This window comes from Nocardioides zhouii (assembly GCF_004137345.1).
Lineage (GTDB): Bacteria > Actinomycetota > Actinomycetes > Propionibacteriales > Nocardioidaceae > Nocardioides > Nocardioides zhouii.
Genome location: NZ_SDWV01000001.1, coordinates 260458 through 285479 on the forward strand (window position 1 = coordinate 260458; position 25022 = coordinate 285479).

Annotated in this window: 28 protein-coding genes and 1 pseudogene; 17 read left to right on the plus strand and 12 right to left on the minus strand. The window is 71.3% G+C overall.

The window, feature by feature from the left end; all coding sequences use genetic code 11:
• Positions 1-4 precede the first annotated feature (4 nt).
• On the minus strand, positions 5-667 hold the full coding sequence (locus EUA94_RS01245; RefSeq protein WP_129423891.1) for a hypothetical protein: 663 nt from the start codon (positions 665-667) through the stop codon (positions 5-7).
• Between the two features lie 249 nt (positions 668-916).
• Here EUA94_RS01245 and EUA94_RS01250 point away from each other — a divergent pair, with 249 nt between their 5' ends.
• The 4 genes from EUA94_RS01250 to rsgA are packed head-to-tail and all read left to right on the plus strand — an operon-like array spanning position 917 to position 5520.
• The gene (locus tag EUA94_RS01250; RefSeq protein ID WP_165356755.1) at positions 917-2638 is read left to right on the plus strand and encodes a sigma-70 family RNA polymerase sigma factor; all 1722 of its coding nucleotides are present in this window, start codon (positions 917-919) and stop codon (positions 2636-2638) included.
• 54 nt (positions 2639-2692) lie between these two features.
• Complete coding sequence (locus tag EUA94_RS01255) at positions 2693-3223, plus strand: DoxX family protein (RefSeq protein WP_129423895.1); 531 nt, start codon at positions 2693-2695, stop codon at positions 3221-3223.
• Positions 3224-3241: 18 nt separating this feature from the next.
• Positions 3242-4519 (plus strand): 3-phosphoshikimate 1-carboxyvinyltransferase, encoded by a 1278-nt coding sequence (gene aroA / locus EUA94_RS01260; protein ID WP_129423897.1) that lies wholly within the window; start codon positions 3242-3244, stop codon positions 4517-4519.
• On the plus strand, positions 4516-5520 hold the full coding sequence (rsgA, locus tag EUA94_RS01265) for a ribosome small subunit-dependent GTPase A (protein WP_129423899.1): 1005 nt from the start codon (positions 4516-4518) through the stop codon (positions 5518-5520). Before aroA ends, rsgA begins: the two co-directional genes overlap by 4 nt.
• A 31-nt stretch (positions 5521-5551) precedes the next feature.
• On the opposite strand, the gene EUA94_RS01270 is transcribed toward rsgA, so the two are convergent.
• The 3 genes from EUA94_RS01270 to EUA94_RS01280 form a co-directional block, all read right to left on the minus strand.
• A complete protein-coding gene (locus EUA94_RS01270) occupies positions 5552-6331 on the minus strand; it encodes an alpha/beta fold hydrolase (RefSeq protein WP_129423901.1) in 780 nt (259 codons plus the stop codon).
• Between the two features lie 4 nt (positions 6332-6335).
• Positions 6336-6746 (minus strand): ester cyclase, encoded by a 411-nt coding sequence (locus tag EUA94_RS01275; protein ID WP_129423903.1) that lies wholly within the window; start codon positions 6744-6746, stop codon positions 6336-6338.
• A gap of 100 nt (positions 6747-6846) precedes the next feature.
• Positions 6847-7308 carry a DUF2231 domain-containing protein gene (locus EUA94_RS01280; RefSeq protein WP_129423905.1) on the minus strand — a complete coding sequence of 154 codons (462 nt, stop codon included), beginning with the start codon at positions 7306-7308 and terminating at the stop codon, positions 6847-6849.
• Positions 7309-7350: 42 nt separating this feature from the next.
• Here EUA94_RS01280 and EUA94_RS01285 point away from each other — a divergent pair, with 42 nt between their 5' ends.
• Genes EUA94_RS01285 through EUA94_RS01295 form a run of 3 tightly spaced genes read left to right on the plus strand, consistent with a single transcriptional unit; the run spans position 7351 to position 9126 of the window.
• Entirely contained in the window at positions 7351-8241 is an 891-nt protein-coding gene (locus EUA94_RS01285; protein WP_129423907.1) for an inositol monophosphatase family protein, read from the plus strand.
• A gap of 57 nt (positions 8242-8298) precedes the next feature.
• Positions 8299-8730, plus strand: coding sequence for a CBS domain-containing protein (locus EUA94_RS01290; RefSeq protein WP_129423909.1), 432 nt, complete (start codon positions 8299-8301; stop codon positions 8728-8730).
• A 54-nt stretch (positions 8731-8784) separates the two neighbouring features.
• The gene (locus EUA94_RS01295; RefSeq protein ID WP_129424107.1) at positions 8785-9126 is read left to right on the plus strand and encodes an FKBP-type peptidyl-prolyl cis-trans isomerase; all 342 of its coding nucleotides are present in this window, start codon (positions 8785-8787) and stop codon (positions 9124-9126) included.
• On the opposite strand, the gene EUA94_RS01300 is transcribed toward EUA94_RS01295, so the two are convergent.
• Both EUA94_RS01300 and EUA94_RS01305 read right to left on the minus strand, forming a co-directional pair.
• The gene (locus EUA94_RS01300) at positions 9123-9806 is read right to left on the minus strand and encodes a response regulator (protein WP_207210348.1); all 684 of its coding nucleotides are present in this window, start codon (positions 9804-9806) and stop codon (positions 9123-9125) included. The two genes, EUA94_RS01295 and EUA94_RS01300, sit on opposite strands and share 4 nt — an antisense overlap.
• Positions 9803-10954, minus strand: coding sequence for a sensor histidine kinase (locus EUA94_RS01305; protein WP_129423911.1), 1152 nt, complete (start codon positions 10952-10954; stop codon positions 9803-9805). Before EUA94_RS01305 ends, EUA94_RS01300 begins: the two co-directional genes overlap by 4 nt.
• Before the next feature lie 138 nt (positions 10955-11092).
• Between EUA94_RS01305 and EUA94_RS01310 the strand changes: the two genes are divergently transcribed.
• Entirely contained in the window at positions 11093-11989 is an 897-nt protein-coding gene (locus EUA94_RS01310) for an ABC transporter ATP-binding protein (protein WP_129423913.1), read from the plus strand.
• Positions 11986-12789, plus strand: a complete 804-nt coding sequence (locus EUA94_RS01315) for an ABC transporter permease (RefSeq protein ID WP_129423915.1) — start codon at positions 11986-11988, stop codon at positions 12787-12789. The genes EUA94_RS01310 and EUA94_RS01315 overlap by 4 nt, the downstream gene beginning before the upstream one ends.
• Positions 12790-12793: 4 nt before the next feature.
• Here the strand turns inward: EUA94_RS01315 and EUA94_RS01320 are convergent, their stop codons facing one another.
• Positions 12794-13042 (minus strand): RNA-binding S4 domain-containing protein, encoded by a 249-nt coding sequence (locus EUA94_RS01320; RefSeq protein ID WP_129423917.1) that lies wholly within the window; start codon positions 13040-13042, stop codon positions 12794-12796.
• 36 nt (positions 13043-13078) lie between these two features.
• Between EUA94_RS01320 and EUA94_RS01325 the strand changes: the two genes are divergently transcribed.
• A complete protein-coding gene (locus tag EUA94_RS01325) occupies positions 13079-14266 on the plus strand; it encodes a phospholipase D-like domain-containing protein (protein ID WP_129423919.1) in 1188 nt (395 codons plus the stop codon).
• Positions 14267-14275: 9 nt separating this feature from the next.
• On the opposite strand, the gene EUA94_RS01330 is transcribed toward EUA94_RS01325, so the two are convergent.
• Positions 14276-15550, minus strand: a complete 1275-nt coding sequence (locus EUA94_RS01330) for a DUF445 domain-containing protein (protein ID WP_129423921.1) — start codon at positions 15548-15550, stop codon at positions 14276-14278.
• Between the two features lie 37 nt (positions 15551-15587).
• On the opposite strand from EUA94_RS01330, the gene EUA94_RS01335 reads away from it, so the two are divergent.
• Positions 15588-15983: an FAD synthase family protein gene (locus EUA94_RS01335; RefSeq protein WP_129423923.1), complete on the plus strand. Its 396-nt coding sequence runs from the start codon at positions 15588-15590 to the stop codon at positions 15981-15983.
• A gap of 66 nt (positions 15984-16049) precedes the next feature.
• Entirely contained in the window at positions 16050-17597 is a 1548-nt protein-coding gene (locus EUA94_RS01340) for an MXAN_6640 family putative metalloprotease (RefSeq protein ID WP_129423925.1), read from the plus strand.
• A gap of 3 nt (positions 17598-17600) precedes the next feature.
• On the opposite strand, the gene EUA94_RS01345 is transcribed toward EUA94_RS01340, so the two are convergent.
• Entirely contained in the window at positions 17601-18221 is a 621-nt protein-coding gene (locus tag EUA94_RS01345; RefSeq protein WP_207210349.1) for a TetR/AcrR family transcriptional regulator, read from the minus strand.
• Between the two features lie 28 nt (positions 18222-18249).
• Here EUA94_RS01345 and EUA94_RS01350 point away from each other — a divergent pair, with 28 nt between their 5' ends.
• Genes EUA94_RS01350 through EUA94_RS01370 form a run of 5 tightly spaced genes read left to right on the plus strand, consistent with a single transcriptional unit; the run spans position 18250 to position 22746 of the window.
• Complete coding sequence (locus tag EUA94_RS01350) at positions 18250-19503, plus strand: acyl-CoA dehydrogenase family protein (protein ID WP_129423927.1); 1254 nt, start codon at positions 18250-18252, stop codon at positions 19501-19503.
• Positions 19500-20261 carry an SDR family NAD(P)-dependent oxidoreductase gene (locus EUA94_RS01355; RefSeq protein ID WP_129423929.1) on the plus strand — a complete coding sequence of 254 codons (762 nt, stop codon included), beginning with the start codon at positions 19500-19502 and terminating at the stop codon, positions 20259-20261. Before EUA94_RS01350 ends, EUA94_RS01355 begins: the two co-directional genes overlap by 4 nt.
• Positions 20258-21328: a phosphotransferase family protein gene (locus tag EUA94_RS01360; protein ID WP_242494609.1), complete on the plus strand. Its 1071-nt coding sequence runs from the start codon at positions 20258-20260 to the stop codon at positions 21326-21328. Before EUA94_RS01355 ends, EUA94_RS01360 begins: the two co-directional genes overlap by 4 nt.
• On the plus strand, positions 21325-21993 hold the full coding sequence (locus EUA94_RS01365) for a histidine phosphatase family protein (protein WP_129423931.1): 669 nt from the start codon (positions 21325-21327) through the stop codon (positions 21991-21993). Before EUA94_RS01360 ends, EUA94_RS01365 begins: the two co-directional genes overlap by 4 nt.
• A 9-nt stretch (positions 21994-22002) precedes the next feature.
• On the plus strand, positions 22003-22746 hold the full coding sequence (locus EUA94_RS01370) for an SDR family oxidoreductase (RefSeq protein ID WP_129423932.1): 744 nt from the start codon (positions 22003-22005) through the stop codon (positions 22744-22746).
• A 14-nt stretch (positions 22747-22760) separates the two neighbouring features.
• Here EUA94_RS01370 and EUA94_RS01375 read toward each other — a convergent pair whose 3' ends face one another.
• The 3 genes and pseudogenes from EUA94_RS01375 to EUA94_RS01380 form a co-directional block, all read right to left on the minus strand.
• Complete coding sequence (locus EUA94_RS01375) at positions 22761-23108, minus strand: hypothetical protein (protein WP_129423934.1); 348 nt, start codon at positions 23106-23108, stop codon at positions 22761-22763.
• Positions 23109-23649: 541 nt separating this feature from the next.
• Positions 23650-23871 (minus strand): HNH endonuclease signature motif containing protein, encoded by a 222-nt coding sequence (locus tag EUA94_RS23020; RefSeq protein WP_340640846.1) that lies wholly within the window; start codon positions 23869-23871, stop codon positions 23650-23652.
• Positions 23863-24639: pseudogene (locus tag EUA94_RS01380) on the minus strand (DUF222 domain-containing protein); the annotation flags it as partial. The pseudogene EUA94_RS01380 and the gene EUA94_RS23020, both read right to left, overlap by 9 nt.
• Between the last annotated feature and the right edge of the window lie 383 nt (positions 24640-25022).

Genomic DNA, 25022 nt, shown 5'->3' on the forward strand with positions numbered 1-25022 from the left:
ACGTTCAGCCCCGGGCGAGCTCGTCGAGGAGCGCTCCGGCGAGGTGGTCGGTGCCGGGCAGGCCCTCGATCCAGAGCCGTACGGGCGTGCCCTCGGGAGATCCCTCGAGCAGGGTGCCCAGCACCCGCACCCGGCGGCCGAGGCGCTCGTCGCGCCGGCACAGGATGCCGACCCGGTGCATCCCGAGGCGGGCGACGGTCTCGTCGCCGGCGAAGGCCGTACGGGCCAGCTCGCCGGCCCGGGCCACGCGCATGGCGCGGGTGAAGTGGTCGCCGGGCTCGTCCGACGGGTCGTCGCCGAGCGGCAGCGCGCACACGACCAGGGCGTGGCCGGGGACGTCGTCGGCCAGCCGGTAGAGCTCGGAGATCCGGCTGCGGAGGTGGGCCTGGCTCGCGAGCCCCGTGAGCGGGTCGTCGCAGGAGAGCTGGTGCAGGTAGCCGAGGGTGATCTCGCTCCAGGCAGTGACCAGCGCGCTCACGGCGTCGTACGACGGGTCGCCCGCCGAGGCGTGCTGCCAGGTGTCGCGCAGCCCCTCGAGCGTCTCCTCCATCGAGGCTCCGTCGCGGGCGAGGTCCTCGCCCGCGACGGCGCACGCACGGAGCACGTCCGATCCCGAGGTGAGCGCCTCCCCCAAGGCCTCGAACCGGTGCGGCAACCCCGACCGCACGGAAGACCCTGGCCCGCTCACCCCAGGACCGGAAGCCGGGAGACGTCGCCCACGTGTGGCGAATATCTTCACGGCAACCCCCTCTGTGTGTCCTGCTCACCGATGTGACGGCCGTCATCGGCGCCCATGACGCGGACCAGACCGGGGTTTTCGCGATTTTGCCCAATGGCACCCACGCATCGCGTGGAGGACTACAGTTTGTGCCACTTGGCAAAGGCCAAGGAAAGTTTCCGGGAAGCATCCGTTGACATGAGCGTCGCGACCAGCATCGAGGCACCGGGGGACGCCGAGCTGATCTCGGCGGTCCGCGGCGGGGACGTCGACGCCTACGGCGACCTGTTCGAGCGCCACGTCGAGGCCGCGCGGCGCCTCGCCCGGCAGCTCGTGCCGGCCGGCGACGCAGACGACCTGGTGTCCGAGGCCTTCGTCAAGGTGCTCGGCGTGCTCCAGCGCGGCGGCGGGCCCGACGTGGCCTTCCGCGCCTATCTGCTGACCTCCGTCCGGCGCCTGCAGGTCGACCGCATCCGGGCGACCGCGAGGCTGCACACCACAGACGACATGGAGGCGTTCGACCCCGGCGTGCCGTTCGTCGACACCGCCGTCGAGGGCTTCGAGAGCGCGGCCGCCGCCCGGGCGTTCGCCTCGCTGCCCGAGCGCTGGCAGCTGGTGCTCTGGCACACGGAGGTCGAGGGCGACAAGCCCGCCGACATCGCGCCGATCCTCGGGATGAGCGCCAACTCGGTCTCCGCCCTCGCCTACCGCGCCCGTGAGGGCCTGCGCGAGGCGTTCCTGACCCAGCACGCCGTCGAGCTCGAGGCCGACACGTGTCGCTGGACGCACGGCCAGCTCGGCGCGTACGTCCGCTCGTCCATCTCCCGCCGCGACGGCGCGAAGGTCGAGGAGCACCTCAACGAGTGCCGTGCGTGCATGGCCGTCTACATCGAGCTCACCGAGGTCAACTCCAACCTCGGTGCACTCCTTGCCCCCCTCCTCCTCGGCACGGCGGCGACGGCGTACCTCGGGGCTGCGGCAGCCGGCGGCTCCGTGCCCGTCGGGATCGCCTTCCTGTTCGGCCGGGCACGCGACCTCGTGACCGGGAACGCCGCCACCGCGGCGGTGGCCGGTGTCGCCGCCAGCACCGCGATCGTGGCGGGCGGCATCGCCCTCGGGACGCGCGGGCCCGACGCCGCGCCCGACGCGTCGGCGACCCGCGACCAGACGGCATCGGCCACGATCAGCGCCTCGGGCACCGCGTCGCCGACCGCAGCGGCCACCGACCGGTCGACCCGCGAGCGGACCACCCCGGCGGCCGTCGTGCTGACCCCCGGCGACGAGGTCGACTTCCTGACCGATCCCACGACGGACCCGACCACCGACCCCACGACCGGTGACCCGACGTCCGACCCGACGTCCGACCCCACCTCCAGCCCCACCTCCGACCCCACCTCCGACCCGACGTCCGACCCGACCTCGAGCCCGACGTCCAGCCCGACCTCCAGTCCCACCTCGAGCCCGACGTCGCGGCCCACGGACGGCCCGACGTCGAACCCCACGTCGAACCCGACCACCACCCCCACCTCTAACCCCACCTCGAACCCCACGGCCACCGCGACGCCGACCACACCCAGCACCCCGACTCCCCCGCCACCCGCCCTGCCCGACCCGTCGCTCAGCGGCAGCGTCGGCGGCGCGCGGCCGACGTACGACGTGGTGCTGCGGATCGCGGGCCTGCCGTCGGGCGCCAGCGCCGTCCTCGTGGTCGAGTCGGCGGACGGCAACGTGGTGCGGACGACCGACGGGCGCTGCACCTTCGCGAAGGCGCGGGCCACCTGCCAGATCTCCGCGGCAGACCTCTCCCCCGTCAGCCTCGAGGTCGTGGCGCCACAGGGGGCGACTGTGGTCGCGAGCCTCAGCACCGCCTCGCAGGACGCCGACCCCGGCAACAACACCTGGCGCGCCGACCTGGGGTGAGCCGCACCCCTGCGGACGGGGCACCGTCCCCGCGCATCGTGTAGACAAGGACGCATGACGATCACCCGGTTGCTCGCCCGTCCGATGCTGGCCACGATCTTCGTCGTGGGTGGGGTCAACGCCCTGCGCGCGACCGAGGCGCACGCCGCGAAGGCGAAGAAGGTCACCGACCGGATCGTGCCGCTCGCCCAGCGGGCCGCGCCCGGAGCGCCCATCCCCACTGACGCCGCCACGCTCGTACGGATCAACGCCGGCGCGCAGATCGTTGCCGCCGCCGCCCTCGCCACCGGTCGCGCACCGCGGCTCAGCGCGACGGTGCTCGCCGCGTCGCTGGTGCCCACCACGCTGGCCGGACACCGGTTCTGGGAGGAGTCGGACCCGCAGGCCAAGTCGATGCAGCGCCTCCAGTTCGCCAAGAACACCTCGATCCTCGGCGGCCTCCTCCTCGCCGGCGTCGACACCGAGGGCAAGCCCGGCCTGGCCTGGCGCGCGCGCCGCGCCGCCAAGGACGTACGACGCGAGGCTCGCCAGGTCGCCAAGGACGCCCGCCGCGAGGCGAGGCTGGCCCGCGCCCAGCTGACCTGACCTCGATAGGGTGCGCGGGTGAGTGAGCACTGGCCTGCGCCGCGCCCTGACGGGCCCGTCGAGCGGGTCGTCTCCCTGCCCGGCAGCAAGTCGCTGACCAACCGCGCCCTGCTCCTCGCCGCGATCGCCGACGGCCCCAGCGTCGTACGCCGTCCGCTGCGCTCGCGCGACACCCTGCTGATGGCCTCTGCGCTCGGCGCCCTCGGCACCGGCATCGACGACGTCGACGGCGACTGGGCCGTCACCCCGGGCCCGTGGGACCGCGACGCCGACGTCGACTGCGGCCTCGCCGGGACGGTGATGCGGTTCGTGCCGCCGGTGGCCGGGCTCGCGCGCGGCACGGTCGGTTTCGACGGCGACCCCCACATGCGGCAACGCCCGGTGGGTCCGATGCTCGCGGCGCTCGGCGTCCTGGGCGTACGGATCGACGACGGCGGTCGCGGCGCCCTCCCGTTCTCGGTGGCCGGTGCGGGCAGCGTCGCCGGGGGGACGGTCACCATCGACGCGAGCGCGTCGTCGCAGTTCGTCTCCGCCCTGCTCCTCGCCGGGGCGCGCTACGACCACGGGGTCGACGTACGACACGTCGGCAAGCCGGTGCCGTCGCTCCCCCACATCGAGATGACCGTCCAGATGCTGCGCCGCCACGGCGTCGAGGTCGACGACGGCGACGCCAACCGATGGGCGGTCGCGCCCGGTCCGGTGAAGGCGGTCGACCACGACATCGAGCCCGACCTGTCCAACGCGGCACCGTTCCTCGCCCTCGCCGCGGCGACCGGTGGACGGGTCACGGTCAGGGACTGGCCGGCGGCGACCACGCAGCCCGGCGACCAGCTCCGCGAGATCCTGGCGCTGATGGGCTGCGAGGTCGACCTGGGCGACGACGGCCTCACGGTCACCGGACCCACGCGACTCACCGGGGTCGACCTCGACCTCCACGACGTCGGCGAGCTGACCCCTGCCATCGCCGCGCTGTGCGCGCTGGCCGACTCCCCCTCGCACCTGCGCGGGGTCGCCCACATCCGCGGGCACGAGACCGACCGGATCACCGCCCTCGCGACCGAGCTCGGCAGGCTGGGCGGCGACGTCACCGAGCGCGACGACGGCCTCTCGATCAGCCCCGCCCCCCTGCACGGCGGCGTCTTCCACACGTACGCCGACCACCGGATGGCGCACGCCGGCGTGATCCTCGGGCTCGCCGTCGACGGCGTCCTGGTCGAGGACGTCGCCACGACCGCCAAGACGTTCCCCGACTTCGCCGGGGCCTGGACCCTCGCGGTGCACGGGGCCTCGCAGTGACCACGGGGCGGTACTCCGAGCACGACCACGAGCACTACGAGCGGCCCCGACGCCGCACCCGCCCGCGCACCAAGGACCGCCCGTCGTACGACGACGCCGTCCTTGCACTTGTGGTGACCGTCGACCGCGGCCGCTTCACCCTGTTGTACGAAGGCCGGCGGGTGATGGCGATGAAGTCGCGCCCGCTCGGCCGCAAGGGGGTCGTCGTCGGCGACCACGTGCGGGTGGTCGGCGACATGAGCGGCGTCGACGGCTCCCTGGCCCGCATCGTCGAGGTCGTCCCCCGCACCACGACGCTGCGTCGCACCGCCGACGACGACGACCCCGTCGAGCGCGTCATCGTCTCCAATGCCGACCAGCTCGTCGTGGTGACCGCGCTGGCCGACCCCGAGCCGCGCCCGCGCCTGATCGACCGCGCGCTCGTGGCGGCGTACGACGCCGGGATGGCGCCGCTGCTCTGCCTCACCAAGGCCGACCTGGCCGATCCCGAGGTGCTGCTGTCGACCTATCGGTCCCTCGGCGTGCCGTGGGTGGTCACGCAGCTCAGGGGCGAGGGTGCCGGCGACCTGTCCGACCTGCTCGACAAGCTCCGCGGGCGTACGAGCGTCTTCGTGGGCCACAGCGGGGTCGGCAAGTCGACCCTCGTCAACGCGCTCATCCCCGACGCGCACCGCGAGGTCGGCATCGTCAACGCCGTCACGGGCCGCGGGCGCCACACGTCCACCAGTGCCTACCTGCTCGAGCTGCCGGGCGGCGACGGCTGGATCATCGACACCCCCGGCATCCGCTCCTTCGGGCTCGCGCACGTCGATCCCGACCAGCTCATCGGGGCGTTCCCCGACCTCGACGAGATGACCGAGGACTGCCCGCGCGGGTGCAGCCACGGCACGGGCGAGCCCGAGTGCGGGCTCGACGAGGCCGTCGCCGCCGGCCAGGCCGACCCCGACCGGGTCGAGTCGTTCCGCCGGCTGCTCGCCGCCAGGTCCGTGGACGACTACTGACCAGCGGCGTGGCCGGCGGGAGCAACCGACCTCAATCTGTGCTGTCGAGAATCAGCTGAGTGGCTTCCCGCGGTGCGTCCCATTGTGGGAAGTGACCGCATCGCTCGAACCAGTGCAGCACCGCGTCGGGGAACAGCTCCGTGGCGCGTGCGGCCTGTCTCGGCACGGTCACCAGATCACGGCGTCCCCACCCGATCGTGACCCGGCCGGGCACTGTGCCAGCCGGCGCGCCCTCTTGCTTGGGCCCCTTGGTCAGGGCGTCCAGCGCCGCGCCGGTCGACGGGGAGTCGGCCAGCCCGCGCACGTCCGGCAACACGGTCTCGCCCGAGAGCGCCCAAGGTCGCGCCGACAACTGCGCCAGCAGCAGAGTCCTGCCCACCGGGTTGCCGAGCAGTGCTGGCAGCACTCCTCGCAGCGCCCGGACCAGAGCGATCGACGGACGCAGCGTGGCGCCGAAGACGGCCAGCTCGCGGTCGCTCCAGAAGCCGCCCGGGTCCAACGCCACGGTGTCGCCGCCGACTCCGCGCCGCGCAAGCTCGAGCACCATCCGGCCGCCCATCGACTGGCCCACGGTGGAGACCCCGTCCAGCCCCTGTTCGCGGATGAAGTCCGCAACGGAGTCGGTCAGGGTGGCGATCGAGACCTCGCCGGTCAACGCCGGCGTCTCACCGAACCCCGGTAGGTCGACAGCGATGACCTCACGGCGCTCGGCCAGGTCGTCGATCACGGGGGCCCAGGATCGCCACCCTGCGCCCAGACCGTGCACGAGCAACAGTGGACTGCCGCTTCCGCGTCGGACATGGTTCAACACGGGCTCACGCCAACCCGAGCTGGGTCAGGATTCCGAGCTCGTCGGAACTGCCCCAGCGCTCAGTCATCTTGCCGTCTGTGAACCGGCTGATCTGCATGCCTCTGACCTTGATCGACTTGCCTGTGGCGTCGTGGCCCTGGAAGGCGCCCTGGTGGGTGCCGCTGAGCGTGTAGGCGAACGCCACCTTGTCGTCGTCGGCGACCATCGTGTCCACGTCGAGGTGCATGTCGGGGAACGCGGTGCGCATCTCGTTGAAGAACGCCTTGTATCCCTCCGGACCAGGCTGCTGCCCGGGTGCCGGGTCGTGGTCGACGCTGTCCGCGGCGACCAGCTGGTCGAAGGCCTCGACATTGCCGGTGTTGACCGCTTCGCCGAAGGCTTCCTGTGCGGCGATGTTGCTCTTCTTGTCGAACATCTCGGTCCTTTCGTCGGCGGGCTGGTACAGGCGTCCGTACCCCGCTGACGACGCCACATGTGCCGTCTGCAGCTCCTGTCCTGCGCGAGGACGTCGCGACCTACCCCCACACGGCGCGGGCGCCGGAGTCGCCGGCGAGGAACAGGCACACCCCCAGGGCAACCGCACCGTCCGTCAGCAGTGCCATCACCGGGATCCCCAGCCGGGTCTCCCGCGCTCCCCTGCCCGACGCCAGCGCCGAGACGCCGCCCAGTGCCCACGCCGCCAGCAGGGAGACGAGGGCATAGCCGAGCGCCACGTTGCGCAGCAGCTCGCCGCGCTCCTCGTGCTCCTCGACCAGCGGCTCGAGCTCGGGACGCGACTCGAGCAGCGCCTCACCGGACTGCGTGGCCAGGACCGCCGCCGCCGCGGTGACCACTGCGAGGACGACCAGGGGCCAGCGCAGGAGCCAGCGCCACCGCGGGACGAAGGCGTACGCGAGTCCCGTGAGGGCGGCCAGAGGACCGAGGACGACCACCGCGTGGACGATGAGCGGGTGCAGCGGCACACCGTTGAGTTCCATGCGTGCAGGGTAGGACCGGTTGCTGGGAATAGCCTGTGAACCATGCCCATCACCGGCTCCACTGACTACACCGACGACCTGCGCCTGGCGCACGTCCTTGCCGACGACGCGGACTCGACGACGCAGTCGCGCTTCAAGGCGCTCGACCTGCACGTCATGAGCAAGCCGGACCTCACTCCGGTGACCGACGCCGACTCGGCTGTCGAGGACGGCATCCGCCGCACACTCTCGCGGGTCCGCTCGCGCGACGCGGTCATCGGCGAGGAGCAGGGCACCACCGGCCACAGCCAGAGGCGCTGGATCGTCGACCCGATCGACGGCACCAAGAACTTCGTCCGCGGCGTCCCGGTCTGGGCCACCCTCATCGCCCTCGCGGTCGACGACGAGATCGTCCTCGGCGTCGTCTCCGCGCCGCAGCTCCAGCGTCGGTGGTGGGCCTTGGTCGGCAACGGCGCCTGGACCGGCCGCTCGCTCCTCAAGGCGACGAAGTGCGAGGTCTCCGACGTACGCCGCCTCGAGGACGCGTCGCTCAGCTACTCCAACCTCTCGGGCTGGGACGAGCGCGACCGGCTCGACGACTTCGTGTCCCTGTCGCGGCGCTGCTGGCGCACCCGTGCGTACGGCGACTTCTGGTCCTACATGCTGCTGGCCGAGGGCGCCGTCGACATCGCCGCCGAGCCGGAGCTGGCGCTCTACGACATGGCAGCGCTCGACGTCATCGTGCGCGAGGCCGGTGGCCGCTTCACCTCGCTGGACGGCACCGACGGTCCGTGGGGCGGCAACGCCCTCGCCACCAACGGCCACCTCCACGACGCCGCGCTGTCCTTCCTCGGCGCGATGGACGACGACGACGCCGACCCCGACGTGCCGCGCCGCGGCCCCGGCTCGGTGAGCAGCCTGCGCGAGCGCCAGGCCCCTCCGGTCCTCGATTGAGCGCTACGGTGACCCATCAGTAGTCCCAGGAAACTGGACGAGCGAGAGGTCGAGACCGTGAAGATCAACGACGTCATCAACGCCAAGCCCAGCCACCAGGTGGTGACCATCGGCCCCGACGCGACCGTGCGCGAGCTGATCGCGCTGCTCGCGGAGCACAACGTCGGAGCGCTCGTGGTGAGCGACGACGGCGAGCGGGTCTCGGGCATCGTCAGCGAGCGCGACGTCGTACGCCGCCTGAACTCCGACGCCGCCGTGCTCGAGAGCCAGGTCCGGGAGATCATGACCGCCGACGTGCGGACGTGCTCCGGCACCGACGGCCTCACCGACCTCATGCAGACCATGACCGAGCACCGCATCCGGCACGTCCCGGTGGTCGCCGACGGAAAGCTGACCGGCATCATCTCCATCGGTGACGTGGTCAAGAACCGCATCGGCGAGCTCGAGTTCGAGCGCGACCAGCTCGACAACTACGTGCACCAGACCTGACAACGCAACTGAACGGAGACACCTGTGAGCGAGAAGCCCGACGTCGACCCCCACATGGGCGAGGCGCCCACCGACCTGGAGGTCACCGACCTTGTCGAGGGTGACGGTGCCGAGGCCACGTCCGGCTCGACCGTGTCGGTCCACTACGTGGGTGTCGCCCACTCCTCGGGCGAGGAGTTCGACGCGTCCTACAACCGTGGCACCCCGCTGCAGTTCCGCCTCGGCATCGGCCAGGTCATCTCCGGCTGGGACACCGGCGTGCAGGGCATGAAGGTCGGCGGCCGCCGTCGCCTCGTCATCCCGCCGCACCTCGGCTACGGCGACCGCGGTGCCGGTGGGGCGATCAAGCCCGGCGAGACGCTGATCTTCGTGGTGGACCTGCTCGAGGTCCGCTAGCCGCCCGACGCCCAGCCCTGGGCGTCGTGGACCAGGATCGCGACCTGCACCCGGTTCTCGACGCCCAGCTTGGCGAAGATCCGTCCGACGTGCGTCTTCACCGTCGGCACGCCCATGAAGAGCTCGGCGGCGATCTCGGCGTTGCTCAGGCCGCGGGCCACCCCGTCGGCGACGTCGCGCTCCCGCTCGGTGAGCGCGGAGAGGGCGTCCGTGGCAGAGCGCGTGCGCTCCTGCGCCGCCGTGGTCGCACCGTCGCGGGTGACGGCCGCGATCAGCTGGGCGGTGACGCTCGGCGACAACATCGGCTGCCCCGCGGCGACCGTCCGGATGGCCTCGACCAACCGGGCGGGCTTGGTGTCCTTCAGCAGGAACCCCGCCGCCCCGATCCGCAGGGCACGCAGCACCATGTCGTCGGTGTCGAAGGTCGTCAGCACGATGATCCTGAGGTGCGGATGCGTGCGCAGCAGCTCCTCGGTCGCGCTCAACCCGTCGCGCACGGGCATCCGGATGTCCATCAGCACGACGTCGGCGCCCGACGCCGGTACCACGCGCAGGGCCTCCTCGCCGTCACCCGCCTCGGCGACGACGGTGATCCCCGAGTCACCGCCCAGCATCATCCGGAGCGCGGCGCGCACCATCGGGTCGTCGTCGACGACCACGAGCGAGATCGCGGTGCTCACGGCATCCACGGGATCCACGCACGCACCGCGTAGCCACCGGTCGGGTCGACCCCGTGGCTGATCCGGCCACCGGCCAGCTCGGCCCGTTCGGCGAGGCCGATCAGTCCGAGGCCTGACGCCGGCAGGGCAGGTCCGGGCACGGCGCCCACCGGCGCGGCGTTGCGCACGGCGATCACCAGACCGTCGTCAGGCGTGCCGGCGATGTCGACGGTGACGGCTGTCCCGGTCGCGTGCTTGCGTACGTTCGTGAGCGCCTCCTGCACGATCCGGTAGGCCGTACGTCCGGTGGCGGCGGGCATCTCGTCGTCCACGCGGTTCGCAAGGCGTACGCGCATCCCGCCGGCGGCCTCGTCCGCCACCAGGGCGGCGACGTCGTCGATCCCCGGCTGCGGCCGCTCCGGCGTGCCGTCCGTCGGGAGCGTGGGGTCACGCAGCACCCCGAGCACCGCACGCAGGTCGGACAGCGCCCGGTGCGCGTTGTCCTCGATCGACCTCGCCGCCGAGGCGCGCTCGTCGTCCGAGAGGTCGGTGCGATAGCTCAGCGTGCCGGCGTTCATCGCGACGAGCGAGATCCGGTGCGCGAGCACGTCGTGCATCTCGCGCGCGATGCGGGTGCGCTCGGCCGCCCGTGCCTGGGCGACGCGGGCGAGCTGCTCGCGCTCGGCGGTGAGGGCGCGATCCCGGTAGGAGTCGAGGAGCTGGCGCTGCGAGCTCATCGCGTAGCCGGTCGCAACGAGGATCCCGGCGACCAGCAGGCCGAAGGCGATCGAGGCCCACAGCGGGAGGGGGTCCTCGGTGGCGCCGATGCGCTCCTGCACCACCCCGCCGGCAACGGTGAGCGGCACCACGACCGAGAGCAGCCGCCAGCGACGGTGCGCGGCGAGCGAGCCGACGACCCACGACGACGGGCCGACGCTCGACGTCGAGACGAAGGAGAAGAGCCCCAGCACGATGCCGATGAGGGTGGGCTGACGGTGACGCCACCGGATCAGGACGAAGGAGGCGACGCCGAGGGCCAGGTCTCCGACGAGCAGCCACGTCATCAGGCGATCGCTCACGCCCACGTCGACGGCAGTGAAGACCGTGACGCCCCAGGCGACCGCGCTGATCAGCAGCGCCAGCGCGTAGCGCCACATCGTCGCCATCATGGGCCGAGCCTAGGGCGACCGGAGTCGTGGCCGCGTCCGACCCAGGTGTCGACCTGGCGCGTACGGCGATACCTGGGGTGGAGGTCGTCGAGCCCTGCGCCCGATGTCCCGGACCCGTTGCTCACGGAGGCTAGAGCCATGATCACAGTCGAGAACCTCACCAAGCGCTACGGCGGCTTCACCGCCGTCGACGACATCTCCTTCCAGGTCCGCCCGGGCAGCGTCGTCGGGTTCCTGGGGCCCAACGGAGCCGGCAAGTCCACCGCGATGCGGATGATGACCGGCCTCACGCCCGTCACCGCGGGCCGCTCCACCATCCTCGGGCAGCCCTTCCGCGATCTGCACAACCCGGGCCGCCAGGTGGGCGTGATGCTCGACGCGTCGGCGCAGCACCCGGGTCGTACGGGCCGCGAGGTGCTGCGCGTCGCGGCAGTCTCCGTCGGCGTCTCGAAGGCGCGGGTCGAGGAGGTGCTCGCAGTCGTCGGCCTCACCGACGACGAGGCGGGCCGCCGGGTCCGCAACTACTCGCTCGGCATGCGCCAGCGGCTGGGCATCGCCGCGGCGCTGCTCGGCGAGCCGCAGGTGCTGATCCTCGACGAGCCGGCCAACGGCCTCGACCCGCAGGGCATCCACTGGATGCGCGGGCTGCTGCGGCGCTTCGCCGACGGCGGCGGCACCGTGCTGCTCTCGAGCCACCTGCTGCACGAGGTCCAGATCGTCGCCGACGACCTGGTGATGATCGGTCGCGGCCGCATCGTGGCGATGGGCTCCAAGGACGAGCTGCTCAGCCGAGGCGGCACCACCGTCCACTCCACTGACGACACGCGACTGGTCGCGCTGCTCGAGCAGGCCGACGTCCCGGTCACGCGCACCGGCTCCGGGCTGGTCGTCGACGCCGAGCCCGCCGTCGTCGGCAGGATCGCCGCCGCGGAGCGGATCGTGCTCCTCGAGCTGCGCACCGGCGGCTCCGAAGGCCTCGAAGAGATGTTCCTCGGCCTCACGGCCGCCACGTCCCGCGAAGGAGAAGCAGCATGAGCACCACCACGACGTACGCCGGCACCCCCGCCGTCGGCGGGAGCCCCACCGCACCCACTCCCCAGCCCCTGGCCGGACGGCCGGGCGTCCCCTTCGGGCGCACGCTCCAGGCTGAGCTCCGCAAGATGGTCGACACCCGCGCCGGGCGCTGGATGGTCATCGTGATGGCGGCGGCGACCGTGGTCGTCCTCGCAGCGTTCATCATCTGGGGACCGGCCGAGGAAGCGACGTTCGCGAGCCTGGTGCAGCTCTCGACCGTGCCCCTCGCGATGCTGCTCCCGATCCTGGGCATCATGGCCACGACCGCCGAGTGGTCGCAGCGCACCGGGCTGGTCACGTTCACCCTCGAGCCGCGTCGTGGCCGGGTGGTCCTGGCCAAGGCGCTCGCCGCCCTGCTGCTCGCCCTGGCGCTCCTCGTCGTCGCGTTCGCGGCCGCTGCTGCAGCGACCCCCTTCGGCACCGGCGAGTGGGACCTGTCGGCTGCGGCCGCCGGCGGTGTCGTGCTGGCGCTGATGATCTTCGTCCTGCAGGGCGTCGCGTTCGGGCTGCTGTTCCTCAACACCCCCGTCGCGATCGTCACGGTGCTGGTGCTGCCGACCGTCTGGTCGATCGCCACCTCGATCATCGGCGCGCTCGAGGACGCCGGGACATGGCTCAACCTCGACTCAGTGACCGCTCCGCTGTTCACGGGCGAGATGGCGGGCAAGGACTGGGCCCACCTCGCCACCTCCGGTGCCGTGTGGGTGCTGCTGCCGCTCGCGGTCGGCACCTACCGGGTGCTGCACCGCGAGGTGAAGTAGCGCCTCACCAGGGGACGTCGATCTCGACCTCTCCGGTGGCGACCCTGGCCACCTGCCCGCCCATCGTGACCACGTCACCCGGGGCGAGCTGGCGGCCTCGGCGCGTCTCGACCTCACCGTTGACCGACACCGCACCGTCGGCGATGACGGGCTTGGCCTCGGCGCCGGACTCGACCAGGTTGGCCAGCTTCATGAACTGGCCCAGCCGGATCGACTCGTCGCGGATCGGCACGTCGACGGGTTCGGATGTCATGTGTCCAGTCAACCACTGCGGCTAGGGTCGGCGACCGTGCGGACTCGACGCTGGATCCTGAAGCTCGCAGCCGGCCTGCTGGGCCTGGCCGCGCTGACGACGTCCACTGCATCCGGCCAGAGTGCGGCTGCCGGGAAGTCGGGCTGCGCGATCCGCGGCGGCATCGAGGCCTGCTTCACCTCGCCGCCGACGGTGACGGCCGACCCCACGGTGCTCGGCCGCGCCAGCACGCTCTTCGACGCAGCTGGCCCCGGGGACACGATCCGGGTCGCCATGTTCCGCTGGGACATCAAGCCGCCCACCGACGCGCTCATCGCCGCCCAGCGGCGCGGCGCGGTCGTCTACCTCGTCGGCGACGACGACCTGCGGCTGAACCGCCACGGCCGTCGGCTGATCGAGACGATCGAGCAGCAGGACCCCGACCGCACCAACGTCACCATCTGCGACGGCGCCTGCCTGCCGTGGCGGGCACCGGGTCCGTACCCCGACAGCCAGGACGTGCAGCACCTCAAGTTCTACCTGACCGAGATCGGCGGGGTGCAGTCCTTCATCACCTCCTCGGCCAACCTCGAGGACCGGCAGTACCGCCAGTACAACTCCTTCCTCAAGATCGACGACCCAGGCCTGTACGCCTTCGGGCTCGACTACTTCGCCCGGCTCGAGGCGCAGAGCGTGAAGGCCGGCGGCACCCGGTGGGACGACCGGCGCAAGACCTGGTCCAACGGCACGATCACGGCGTCGGTCTACCCCAACCGCAGCGACCTGCTCCTGACCACGCTGCGCGACCTGTCGTGCCCGCGCGGGTCGCGGGTGTCGGCCATGTTCGCGGTCATCCAGCGCGACGACGTACGCCGCCAGCTGGCGCGACTGTCCGACGCGGGGTGCCGCGTGCGGATCGTCACCTCGCGCGACACCGTGGAGAACTGGCTCGAGTCCCCGCAGCCCACCGGCGACATCCCTGACGCACTCGTCCGCACCGTGCTGACCCACGACAAGATGCTGGTCGCGCACGCCGGGTTCCGCGGCAAGGTCAGCGACGTGGTCGTGACCGGGACGTCCAACACGACGTGTGGCGGCCTGCTCTACAACGACGAGGTGATGGTGCGGGTCGTCGGCAACCGGTGGCTGCACGACCAGTACCTCGCGCACTTCGACGACGCGTACGCCCACGCGCGCCAGGGCACGACGCGGGTCATGCCCGTGATGAAGCCCTGCCTGGCCTGAGGACGGGCCTCAGCCGACCGCGAGGCTCACGGCGTGGATGACGATGCCCACCAGGCCGCCGACGATGGTGCCGTTGATCCGGATGAACTGCAGGTCGCGGCCCACGTGCAGCTCGATGCGGCGCGCGGCCTCCTTGCCGTCCCAGCGCTCGATGGTGTGCGTGATGACCGTCGTCAGCTCGGCGCCGTAGCGCTCGATCATGAACACGGTCAGGTCGGCGGCGGTGCGGTCGAGCCGCTCGCGCAGCGCCGCGTCCTCGCGCAGCCGCCCGGAGAAGAGGTTGAGCTCCGACAGCAGCCGCTGGCGGACCGCGCCCTCGCGGTCGCGGATCGAGACGAGCAGTGCCGAGCGCATCGCCTTCCACAGCGAGATGGCCGTGGTGACGACCTGGGGGTGGTCGAGCAGCCGCACCTTGAAGGCCTCCGCGCGGGCCTGCGTCTCGGCGTCGTTGAGCAGGTCGTGGGCGAGCTGGCCGAGCATCGAGTCGAGGGCGTCGCGGGCGCGGTGGTGCGGGTCGTCTCGGATGTCCTCGACCCAGGCGACCGCCTCCGTGTGGATCCGCGTGGTCACCGCGTCGTTGAGCTTGGGCGGCGCCCACCACGGCGCCCGCTCCCCCAGCACCCGCGCGAACGTGTCGGGGTTGTCCACCAGCCACCGGTGCATCTCCTCGACCACCAGGTCGACGACGCCGTGGTGCAGGTCGTCGCGGAGCACCTCCATCAGCGTGGTGCCGAGCAGCGGCGAGATCGGCTCCTCGCGGAACCGCGGCACGAAGGCCTGGGTCACCAGGTCGGCGATGTGGTCGTCGCGCACCTTGCCGAGCGCGATGGCCGCCACGTCGGAGACCTCGTCGACGACGCGGCGGGCGTTGGCGGGATCGCTGAGCCAGTCGCCCACGCGCGCCGAGATCGTCGCGGCGGCGACCCGCTCGCGGATGATGTCCTCCTGCAGGAAGTTCTCCCCGACGAACTCCTCGAGCCCCTTGCCCAGCTCGTCCTTGCGGCGCGGGATCAGCGCGGTGTGCGGGATCGGCAGGCCCATCGGGTGCTTGAAGAGCGCGGTCACCGCGAACCAGTCGGCGATCGCACCGACCATCGACGCCTCGGCGCCTGCGTTGACAAACCCCCAGAAGCCGTCCCGGCCCAGCGTGGCGACGTACACGCAGGCGGCGAGGAGCAGCAGGCCGACGGCGACCGTACGCATCTGGCGGAGGCCGCGGCGACGTGCCTCGTCAGCGTCCGGATCGGGCGTGATGAGGGAGATCGGGGGCGAAGTAGCGGCCATGTCTCCCATCCTCCCCGACCATGCCAGAATGCCGCGCATGCCTCGCACCGTGATCACCTTCGGGACGTTCGACGTCTTCCACGTCGGGCACCTGCGCGTGCTGGAGCGCGCTGCGGCGTTGGGTGACCGGCTCGTCGTCGGTGTCTCCGCCGATGCGCTCAACGAGCGCAAGAAGGGCCGCGCCCCGATCTTCAGCCAGCGCGAGCGGCTGGCCATCGTCGGCGCCCTCAAGGTCGTCGACGCGGTCTTCGTCGAGGAGAGCCTCGAGCAGAAGCGCGACTACGTCATCGAGCACGGCGCCGACGTCCTGGTCATGGGCGACGACTGGGCCGGCCGTTTCGACGAGCTCGGCGACGTGTGCGAGGTCGTCTACCTCGAGCGCACCCCCGCCATCTCCACCACGGCGATCATCGAGCACATCGCCGACCTCTGAGCCGTCCTCTGGCTGTCACCCGGCTGGGTTAGGGTCGCCTCCGAGATGACAACCACGAGGGGAACCATGCGCCGAATCGTCACCACAGCCCTGGCCGTGGCACTGATGGGCGGTGCGGTTCTCTCCGCGCCCGCCGTCGCCGCCGACGCCGACCGACCGACCGTCCCGGGACTCGAGGTCGCCCCCGATCCCGCGCTCCCCGCCTTCGGCGAGCCGACCGCCCAGGACTCGCTCTCCACGGCCCGTCGCGTGCTGTCCGGTCAAGCGCTGCGGCGCGACCCGTCGGCCACGCTGGCCCTGCGCGACCTGTGGCTGCGCAAGTCCGAGCTGCGCGGCAACGACCGCAAGATCGCCAACGCCCTGCTCGCCCGCCCGACCGACGGCGCCGGTGACGACCAGGGCTTCGGCTACACCGAGCCCGAGGCTGCGCCGATCTGCAACACGCGCCTCTGCCTCCACTACGTCGCCGCCGGCACCGACGCACCGCCGTCGCCCGAGTGGCCCGCGCAGAACCTGGCGGTCATGGACTCCGTGTGGAGCACCATCGTCGACCAGCTCGGCTACCGCGCACCGCTGACCGACGGCACCCGCGGCGGCAGCCCGCTCTTCGACGTCTACCTAAAGGACCTCGGCGGCGACATCTACGGCTTCTGCGCCGGCGAGAAGCGGGTCAAGAAGCGCACCGGCTCCGGCTACTGCGTCCTCGACAACGACTTCGCCGCGGCCCAGTTCCCCACCGGCACGCCGACCGACAACCTCGTCGTCACAGCCGCCCACGAGTTCTTCCACGCCGTCCAGTACGCCTACGACTACGCCGAGGACCCGTGGATGATGGAGGCGACCGCCACCTGGATGGAGGAGCGCATCGCCACCCAGGTCAACGACAACCGGCAGTACTTCCCGTGGAGCCAGATCTACGCTGCCAACGTCCCGCTCGACGCGTTCAGCCGCAACGCCGGCTACCAGTACGGCAACTGGGTCTTCTGGGAGCACCTGTCGAGCAACTACGGCATCGACATCGTCAAGAAGGCCTGGGAGCAGGCCGGCTCGCTCAAGCAGGACGGCGGCAAGTACAGCATCACTGCCCTGCAGAAGGTGCTGAAGCGCAAGGGCGGCCTGGCCAAGGTCTACGCGAAGTACGCCGCCGGCAACCTCACCCCCGCCGTCAACTTCCCCGAGGGCGCCGAGTACGCGTTCCCCAAGGTCGACGGCGGCAAGCAGCTCAGCAAGGGCAAGCGGTCCAAGCGCTTCGCGACCAAGGTCAACCACCTGGCCTCGGCGTCGTACGTCTACGCACCGGGAAAGGGCCTGTCGGGCAAGAAGTGGAAGCTATCGCTCGCGGTCACCGGGCCGGTCAAGCGCACCACCCCGTCCGCCGTCGTCGTCGTGCACCTGCTCGACGGCAAGCGCCAGGTCAAGATGGTCCGGCTCAACCGTGGCGGCGACGGCCGGATCAAGGTGAGCTTCGACAACCGCAAGGTCGGCGCCGTCTCGGTGACCCTGGTCAACGGATCGACGCGCTACACCTGCGGCAAGCGCACGGTCCTGGCCTGCCAGGGTCGTCCGCTCGACGACAAGGCGCGCTTCGCGGTGTCGGGTCGCGTCACGAAGTAGCCGTCAGGCCGTGATGGCCAGGAGGGCGTGGAGCGCGGCGACGCACTCCGCCACCAGCTCCGACACCGGGACCGGGCGTTCGCCGGTCGGCACTGCCGACCAGGTGAGCGCCCGGTCCTCCGTGTAGGCCCACCACGCGCGTACGACGTCGCGCTGGCGCTCCGGCACGTCGAGGGCCTGGACGACCCGCTCGGTGCTGCCGTCGCGCACCGAGTCCATCACCTCGCTGACGCGCGGGTCCGCGACCCCGTGGCCGTGCACGAGCGCGAGGTAGAAGTCGCGGCGGCGCTCGATCTGCTCCACCATCAGCCGCGTCACCATCTCGACCTGCTCCTCGCCCGGGAGGTCCTCGTCGGGCGCGGTCGTACGGAGCATCCGGCGCCCGGCGGCGGCGATGCAGGCGAGGTAGAAGTCGGTCTTGGTCGGGAAGTAGTGGAAGAGCAGGCCCCGCGAGATGCCCGCCTCGGCCGCGATGTCGTCGAGCGAGAGGTCCTGGATCGGCTTCTCGACGATCTTGGCGAGCCCGATGCCCACGAGCTGGCGGCGCCGGTCTTCCGCAGTCAGGCGGCGGCGTACGGGCGCTGCGGCACCTTTTGCTGAACCGTGGGACACACTGTTGAGCATTGCTCAACAGTGTGCGAGGGTCAAGAGCATGGACTTCTCCCTCTCTCCCCGCGCCGCCGACCTCCGCGACCGGGTGCGCGCCTTCGTGTCCACCGAGGTCGAGCCCATCGAGGCCGAGGCGCACGCCCGCATCACCCGGCTGCGCGAGTCGGGCGGCGACAACTGGACGCCCGACCCGGTGATCGGCGAGCTGCAGGCCAAGGCCCGCGCGCAAGGCCTGTGGAACCTCTTCCTCCCGGCCGAGCACGCCGGTCACTACGCCGCGGACTTCGGCACCGACGGCGGCGAGGGACTCTCCAACGTCGACTACGCCGCGGTGGCCGAGGAGATGGGCCGCTCCTTCATGGCTCCGCTCGTCTTCAACTCCAACGCCCCCGACACCGGCAACATGGAGGTGCTGCTCAAGTACGGCACCGACGCCCAGAAGGAGCAGTGGCTCGAGCCGCTGCTGCGCGCGGAGATCCGCAGCGCCTTCTGCATGACCGAGCCGGACGTCGCGTCCTCGGACGCGACCAACATGGCCGCGACCGCAGAGGTCGACGGCGACGAGATCGTCATCAACGGCCGCAAGTGGTGGTCCACCGGCGTGGGCAACCCCGAATGCAAGATCTTCGTCTTCATGGGCCTCTCCGACCCCGAGGCCGACCGGCACTCGCGCCACACGATGGTGCTGGTCCCCCGCGACGCTCCTGGAGTGACCGTGGAGCGGATGCTCACCACGATGGGCTACTACGACGAGCCGCTGGGCCACGGCGAGGTGTCGTTCGACAACGTCCGCGTGCCGGCCGCCAACGTCCTGCTCGGCCCCGGCCGGGCCTTCGAGATCGCCCAGGGTCGCCTCGGCCCGGGCCGCGTCCACCACTGCATGCGCGCCATCGGCCTCGCCGAGCGGGCCCTCGAGCTGGCGTGCACCCGCGCGCTCTCGCGTACGGCGTTCGGCAAGCCGATCGCCAGCCTCGGCGGCAACCGCGAGCGCATCGCCGACGCACGGATCGCGATCAACCGCTCGCGCCTGCTGGTGATGCACGCGGCGTGGCTGCTCGACCAGGGCATGAGCCGCGAGGCGTACTCCGCCGTCAGCGAGATCAAGGTCGAGGTGCCCAACATGGCACTCGACGTGATCGACATGGCGATCCAGCTGCACGGCGGCGCCGGCGTCTCCGACGACTTCCCGCTCGCCTCCGCCTGGGTGGGCGCGCGGACGCTGCGGCTGGCCGACGGCCCCGACGAGGTGCACCGCAACGTCATCGCCAAGATCGAGCTCGGGAAGCACGCTTCATGAGCCGGGTGCTCGTGACCGGCGCGGCGTCCGGCCTCGGCGCCGCCCTGGTCACGGCCTTCCGCGCCCGGGGTGACGAGGTGCTGGCCACCGACCGGGTCGCCGCCGAGGGCATCGACCTGGTCCTCGACATCACCTCGGACGACGACTGGGCAGGCGCGCTCGAGGCCGTACGCGAGCGGTGGGGCGGCCTCGACGTCCTGGTCAACAACGCCGGCGTCGCCGGCGGGGGCCGGGTCGACCGCTGCACGCTCGAGGAGTGGCAGTGGATCACCGACATCAACCTCTTCGGCCTGGTGCGCGGCACCCGGACGTTCGTGCCGCTGCTCAAGGAGCAGGGCTCCGGCCACCTGGTCAACGTCGCCTCGCTCGCCGGGCTCGTGCACCCGGGCGGGATGGGCTCGTACAACGCGGTGAAGGCCGCGGTGGTGGCGTTCACCGAGACGTGCGGCCACGAGCTGGCGTCGTACGGCATCCGCGCGAGCGTGGTGTGCCCGTCCTACTTCCGCACCAACCTGATGGACTCGATGCAGGGCAGCGACGAGCTCGTCGGCCAGGTCGTCGGCGGCCTGGTCGAGCGCTCGCGGATCACCGCCGACGACATCGCGGCCGCGGTGCTCGCCGGGATCGACGCCGGTGACGACGTGATCGTGCCGGACGAGCCCGCTCGCCAGGCCTACTTCCTCAAGTGGGCCGACCGGCCGGCCTACGACGTGGTGATGCGCGACCAGGCGGCCAAGCTCCAGGCGGCCGGATCGTGACCGCCGTACCCGGCGCGCGGGAGGTCCGCGAGGAGGACGCCTTCGATGTGGCGCGGGTAGCCGACTGGCTCCGCGCCCACGCCGGCACGCCGGAGGGCCTCGACGGCGAGCCCGCGATCCGTCAGTTCACCGGCGGCGCGTCCAACCTCACCTACCTGCTGCGCTATCCGTCGGGCCGCGACCTCATCGTCCGGCGTGCCCCGCAGGGCACCAAGGCCAAGGGCGCGCACGACATGCACCGTGAGTACGTCATCCAGTCGGCGCTGGCACCGGTCTTCGACTACGTCGCCCCGATGGTCGCCTTCTGCGACGACGCCGACGTGGTGGGCGGCGACTTCTACGCGATGGACCGGATCGCCGGCGTGATCCCGCGCAGCGAGTGGCCGGCCGACGTGCCACTCTCCCCCGAGCAGGCCCGCGCGCTCTGCCTCGACGCGGTCGACGTGCTCGCCGAGCTGCACGGCATCGACCCCGAGGCCGCTGGCCTCGCCGACCTCGGCAAGGGCACGGGCTACGTGCGGCGCCAGGTCGAGGGCTGGTCGACCCGCTACCGCAACGCCCGCACCGAGGACGTGCCCGACCTCGAGACGGTGATGGCGTGGCTCGACGTGAACCAGCCCGACGACGTCGCGAACTGCGTGATCCACAACGACTTCAAGCTCGACAACCTCGTCCTCGATGCCGACGACGTCACCCGTGTGGTGGGCGTGCTCGACTGGGAGATGGCGACCCTCGGCGACCCGCTCATGGACCTCGCCGGCTCGATGGCCTACTGGGTGCAGGCCGACGACACCGAGGAGTTCCAGATGATGCGCCGGGTGCCGACGCACCTGCCGGGGATGCTCACCCGCGACGAGTTCGTGGCGGCGTACGCCGAGCGCACCGGCCGCTCCGTGACGCCCGAGCAGTGGCGGTTCTACGAGGTCTTCGGGCTGTTCCGGATGGCGGCGATCGCCCAGCAGATCTACTACCGCTACTTCCACGGTCAGACGAATAACGAGATGTACGCCCTGTTCGGTCCGGCCGTGCAGATCATCGGGCGCCGGCTCGACGGGCTCATCGCATGAGCTCGATCCTCCTGGTGCGGCACGGCCAGGCGTCGTTCGGCGCGGCCGACTACGACAACCTCTCCCCCACTGGCCACGAGCAGTCCCGCGTGCTGGGCGCTGCCCTGGCCGCGCGCGGCATCGCGCCGGACCGCGTCGTCGTCGGCCAGATGCGTCGCCACGTCCAGACCGCTGCCGGCGTCCTCGAGGCGGCGCGTTGGGCTGGCGAGCCGGTGGTCGACGCCGGCTGGAACGAGTTCGACCACGACCAGGTGCTCGGCGTGCACGACGAGCCGACGACAGTGGAGGGCGAGTCGGAGAAGGCGGCCTTCCAGCGCTGGTTCGAGGAGGCGACGCGACGCTGGACGTCCGGCGAGCACGACGAGGCGTACGACGAGTCCTTCGCCGCCTTCACCGCGCGGGTGGATGCCGCAATGGCCCGCCTCACGGACTCCCTACCGGCTCGCGGGACTGCTGTCGTGCTCACGAGCGGCGGATCGATCGCGTGGACGGTCGCCTGCCTGCTCGCCGACGACACCGCAGCCCGCACCGACCTCTGGCTCCGGCTCAACCCGGTCTCGATCAACACCGGCACCTCGACGATCGTGCGCGGCGGCCGCGGCACCACCCTCGTCTCGTTCAACGCCCACGACCACCTCTCCCCCGACCTCGTCACCTACCGCTAGGACTCACCGATGCCCTCGATCCTCATCACCGGCGCGAGCAGCGGCCTCGGCGCCGAGATGGCCCGCCAGTTCGCGGCACTCGGCTACGACCTGGCGCTGTGCGCCCGGCGTACGGACCGGCTCGACGAGGTCGCCTCCGACATCACGCGGACGCATCCGGGCGTCCGGGTCTCGGTCAAGGCGCTCGACGTCAACGACCACGACGCGGTCTTCCGGGTCTTCGAGGAGTTCCGCGAGGAGCTCGGCGGGCTCGACAAGGTCGTCGTCAACGCCGGCCTCGGCAAGGGCCAGCCGCTCGGCACCGGACGCTTCGACGCCAACAAGGAGACCGCCGAGACCAACTTCATCGGCGCCCTCGCCCAGACCGAGGCCGCGGCCGGGATCTTCCGCGCCCAGAACGCCGGCCACCTCGTCATGGTCTCCAGCTTCTCCGCGCTGCGCGGGATGCCGAGGAACATCACGACGTACGCCGCCACCAAGGCCGCGGTCGCCCACCTCGCCGAGGGCTTCCGCGCCGACGTGCACGGCACCCCGATCAAGGTCACCGTGCTCTATCCGGGCTACATCGTCTCCGAGATGTCGGGCACGTCCGCCAAGACGCCGCTGGTGGCCTCGACCGAGAAGGGCGTACGCGCCATGGTCGACGCCATCGAGAAGGAGAAGAAGTCGGCCCGGGTGCCCGCGTGGCCCTGGGGGCCGCTCGGCTTCGTGGTCAAGCGAGTGCCGGTCGGTGTGCTGCGCCGGATGAGCTGATCCTTGACAAGTGACTAGGTGCGAGGGATCAGGATTGCCATCACTGCGTCCTGCAGCCAGTCGCGGATACCGAACCCGCCGCCGCTTGCGTGCTCGAAGAGTTGCTTTCGCGCATCCTCGCGCGACTCGAACTGTTGCCCGGCGGCTCGGGAGACGATTCCGATACTTTCTAATGCTTCCGCGCGCCGCATCTTCCAGTCGCGCGCCCCATGGAGCTCGGTGATCTCGGGATCCAACAGATCTCGAAGCTCATCGCTCGCTAGGAACTGATCGAGGGCGTCGATGGGGAACGCAACGCGGCCCATCGACCCGATCTGGCCCGGCTGACGAATCCACCCCGGGATGTGCACGTTCTCGGACACCACCGAGCCCGTGGCCAAGTCCGTGACAGTCACTCCGGCGGCTGCGTACCGATCCCAGCCTTGGACTGAGCCGGGTACGCGCGTCAGCCGCATGTGTTCAGAGCGGGTAACTGTCGCGCCTATCGCGAGATGAGTCAGAAGCCACCGCACAGCATCCTGGTGTGGGTTGAGAAGGACTAGATCGGTCAGGTACTTGCGCGTGTACACGTGCTCGTGTTCTAACCGTTCGCCCGCGTTGCCCGCGGCTCCGTCACTGACGTACCTCGTTCGCCCCTTTCCGGGCAGCGTTCCCTGGGTGACGAGGGACAGCACGTACGTCCGCAAGACCTCTCGACGCACCGATGGCCGCACGTCAAGCGCAGGACTTGCAGCGGCAAACGCCGCCAGAGCCACTGCTGCGTCCAGAACGTCGTCGGCCTGGGGCGCTCTTGCCCACGTCATGTTGGCCTCCGGTACTCGGGAATGTGGCGCGACGTTCGAACCATCGCACCTCATCACGACATCGGTGGACAAGTGGGAGGAATGGGCGTGGTCGGCATTCCTACGTCCTCATCACGAAGCTCACCTTGTTGTCAGCATGGACCGTCATCGCGTAGCGCGAGTCATGGGCCAGGCGGTGGTGGCGCGGACACAGCAACCGGCCGTTGGCCAGGTCGGTGAGCCCACCCTTCGACCAGGGGTCGTCGTGGTGGGCGTGGCAGCCGGAGGCAGAGGTCTCGCACCCGCGTGCAGTGCAGCCTCGGTCGCGGAGGCCGAGGGCGATGCGCTGGGCCTTGCTGAAGAGGCGGGCCAGGCGACCCAGGTCGAGCGGCCGCGACTTCATGCCGAGCACCACGGGGACGATCCCAGCCTCGCACGCCAACCGGCGCGCCTGACCGGCGGACATCCGCGTGCCGTCATCGAGAAGCGCCGTGGCCTTTTCGGCCAGCAGCTGCTCGAGGGTCATCGTCACCACGACGGTCGCGTTGACCCCAGCGGTCTGCGGAGTGGCGTCGGTCGGGTAGCGCTCGACGTACTCGACGAACGCCTCGCCCATGCGACGGCGCAGCGGCTTCCAGTCGCCGGACTCGTCGCGCATCTCGGCCTCGGTGTGCCGTGCCGGGCTGGCGAGCGCCAGCAGGTGTCGCTTCAACATCGCGCCGACGTGCGAGGGGATGGTGAACCGGCCGTGGCAGCGACCCTCGCCGTCTTCGCGCAGGCTGAGCTCGACGGCAGCCATGGCGCGGGCCTCTTCCTTCTGCAGCGCGTCGGCCTCGTGGCACTCCCCCACCTCGGGCGCCACGACGTCGAGGATCCGTTTCCCGATCTGCTTGAGGTCGCGGGCATCGTGCTCGGTCGCAAGCTTGAGCAGTGCCGCCTCCGCCCGAGCACGTACGTCCGCGTCGACCGAGCGGGGCAGGGCGTCGACCGCCTCGACGATGACCCGCGCCTGCTCGACGCGCAGTCCACCCGCGGCCAGCTCGCGCGCCACCGACGCGTGCTGGCCGGACTCGAGCGCCGTGCCGAGCCTGGTGAGCCGGGCCGCCTCCGCGTGCGTCCGCCGGCTGCGGCCGGCTGGTCAGCCGGCCCGAGGCAGCGGTGGTCGCGTCGAGCAGCCGTACGACGTCCGCGTCGGTCAGCGCTCCCCACGAGACCTCGTGGAGGTATGACAGCACCCGCTCGAGGCGCAGCAGCAGCGCGGTCACCTGTGGCGACGCGTCGGCGTCGACGCCGGGCGCACGCCACGGAGAATCGCTCTCGGCTGGGATGGCACTCACGGGACTGGACCTCTCCGCGCCATGGAGGCGCGTCAACAACAGGAGGGGCCGTGTCTGTGAGGTGAGTTCAGCCGATGTGCGGCTATCCGTGGGGCCCGAGCTCGCTCGCTCGAATCTGTCTCCGACGCTACAAGTCGCCACCGACAGCGCCCGGCCG

What these genes read in the sequence shown, in the direction of transcription:
- EUA94_RS01250 (WP_165356755.1), top strand. Translation starts at nt 917, where the DNA reads ATGAGCGTCGCGACCAGCATCGAGGCACCGGGGGACGCCGAGCTGATC.
- EUA94_RS01255 (WP_129423895.1), top strand. Translation starts at nt 2,693, where the DNA reads ATGACGATCACCCGGTTGCTCGCCCGTCCGATGCTGGCCACGATCTTC.
- EUA94_RS01275 (WP_129423903.1), bottom strand. Translation starts at nt 6,746, where the DNA reads ATGTTCGACAAGAAGAGCAACATCGCCGCACAGGAAGCCTTCGGCGAA.
- EUA94_RS01280 (WP_129423905.1), bottom strand. Translation starts at nt 7,308, where the DNA reads ATGGAACTCAACGGTGTGCCGCTGCACCCGCTCATCGTCCACGCGGTG.
- EUA94_RS01285 (WP_129423907.1), top strand. Translation starts at nt 7,351, where the DNA reads ATGCCCATCACCGGCTCCACTGACTACACCGACGACCTGCGCCTGGCG.
- EUA94_RS01295 (WP_129424107.1), top strand. Translation starts at nt 8,785, where the DNA reads ATGGGCGAGGCGCCCACCGACCTGGAGGTCACCGACCTTGTCGAGGGT.
- EUA94_RS01305 (WP_129423911.1), bottom strand. Translation starts at nt 10,954, where the DNA reads ATGATGGCGACGATGTGGCGCTACGCGCTGGCGCTGCTGATCAGCGCG.
- EUA94_RS01310 (WP_129423913.1), top strand. Translation starts at nt 11,093, where the DNA reads ATGATCACAGTCGAGAACCTCACCAAGCGCTACGGCGGCTTCACCGCC.
- EUA94_RS01315 (WP_129423915.1), top strand. Translation starts at nt 11,986, where the DNA reads ATGAGCACCACCACGACGTACGCCGGCACCCCCGCCGTCGGCGGGAGC.
- EUA94_RS01320 (WP_129423917.1), bottom strand. Translation starts at nt 13,042, where the DNA reads ATGACATCCGAACCCGTCGACGTGCCGATCCGCGACGAGTCGATCCGG.
- EUA94_RS01330 (WP_129423921.1), bottom strand. Translation starts at nt 15,550, where the DNA reads ATGGCCGCTACTTCGCCCCCGATCTCCCTCATCACGCCCGATCCGGAC.
- EUA94_RS01335 (WP_129423923.1), top strand. Translation starts at nt 15,588, where the DNA reads ATGCCTCGCACCGTGATCACCTTCGGGACGTTCGACGTCTTCCACGTC.
- EUA94_RS01340 (WP_129423925.1), top strand. Translation starts at nt 16,050, where the DNA reads ATGCGCCGAATCGTCACCACAGCCCTGGCCGTGGCACTGATGGGCGGT.
- EUA94_RS01345 (WP_207210349.1), bottom strand. Translation starts at nt 18,221, where the DNA reads ATGCTCAACAGTGTGTCCCACGGTTCAGCAAAAGGTGCCGCAGCGCCC.
- EUA94_RS01350 (WP_129423927.1), top strand. Translation starts at nt 18,250, where the DNA reads ATGGACTTCTCCCTCTCTCCCCGCGCCGCCGACCTCCGCGACCGGGTG.
- EUA94_RS01355 (WP_129423929.1), top strand. Translation starts at nt 19,500, where the DNA reads ATGAGCCGGGTGCTCGTGACCGGCGCGGCGTCCGGCCTCGGCGCCGCC.
- EUA94_RS01365 (WP_129423931.1), top strand. Translation starts at nt 21,325, where the DNA reads ATGAGCTCGATCCTCCTGGTGCGGCACGGCCAGGCGTCGTTCGGCGCG.
- EUA94_RS01370 (WP_129423932.1), top strand. Translation starts at nt 22,003, where the DNA reads ATGCCCTCGATCCTCATCACCGGCGCGAGCAGCGGCCTCGGCGCCGAG.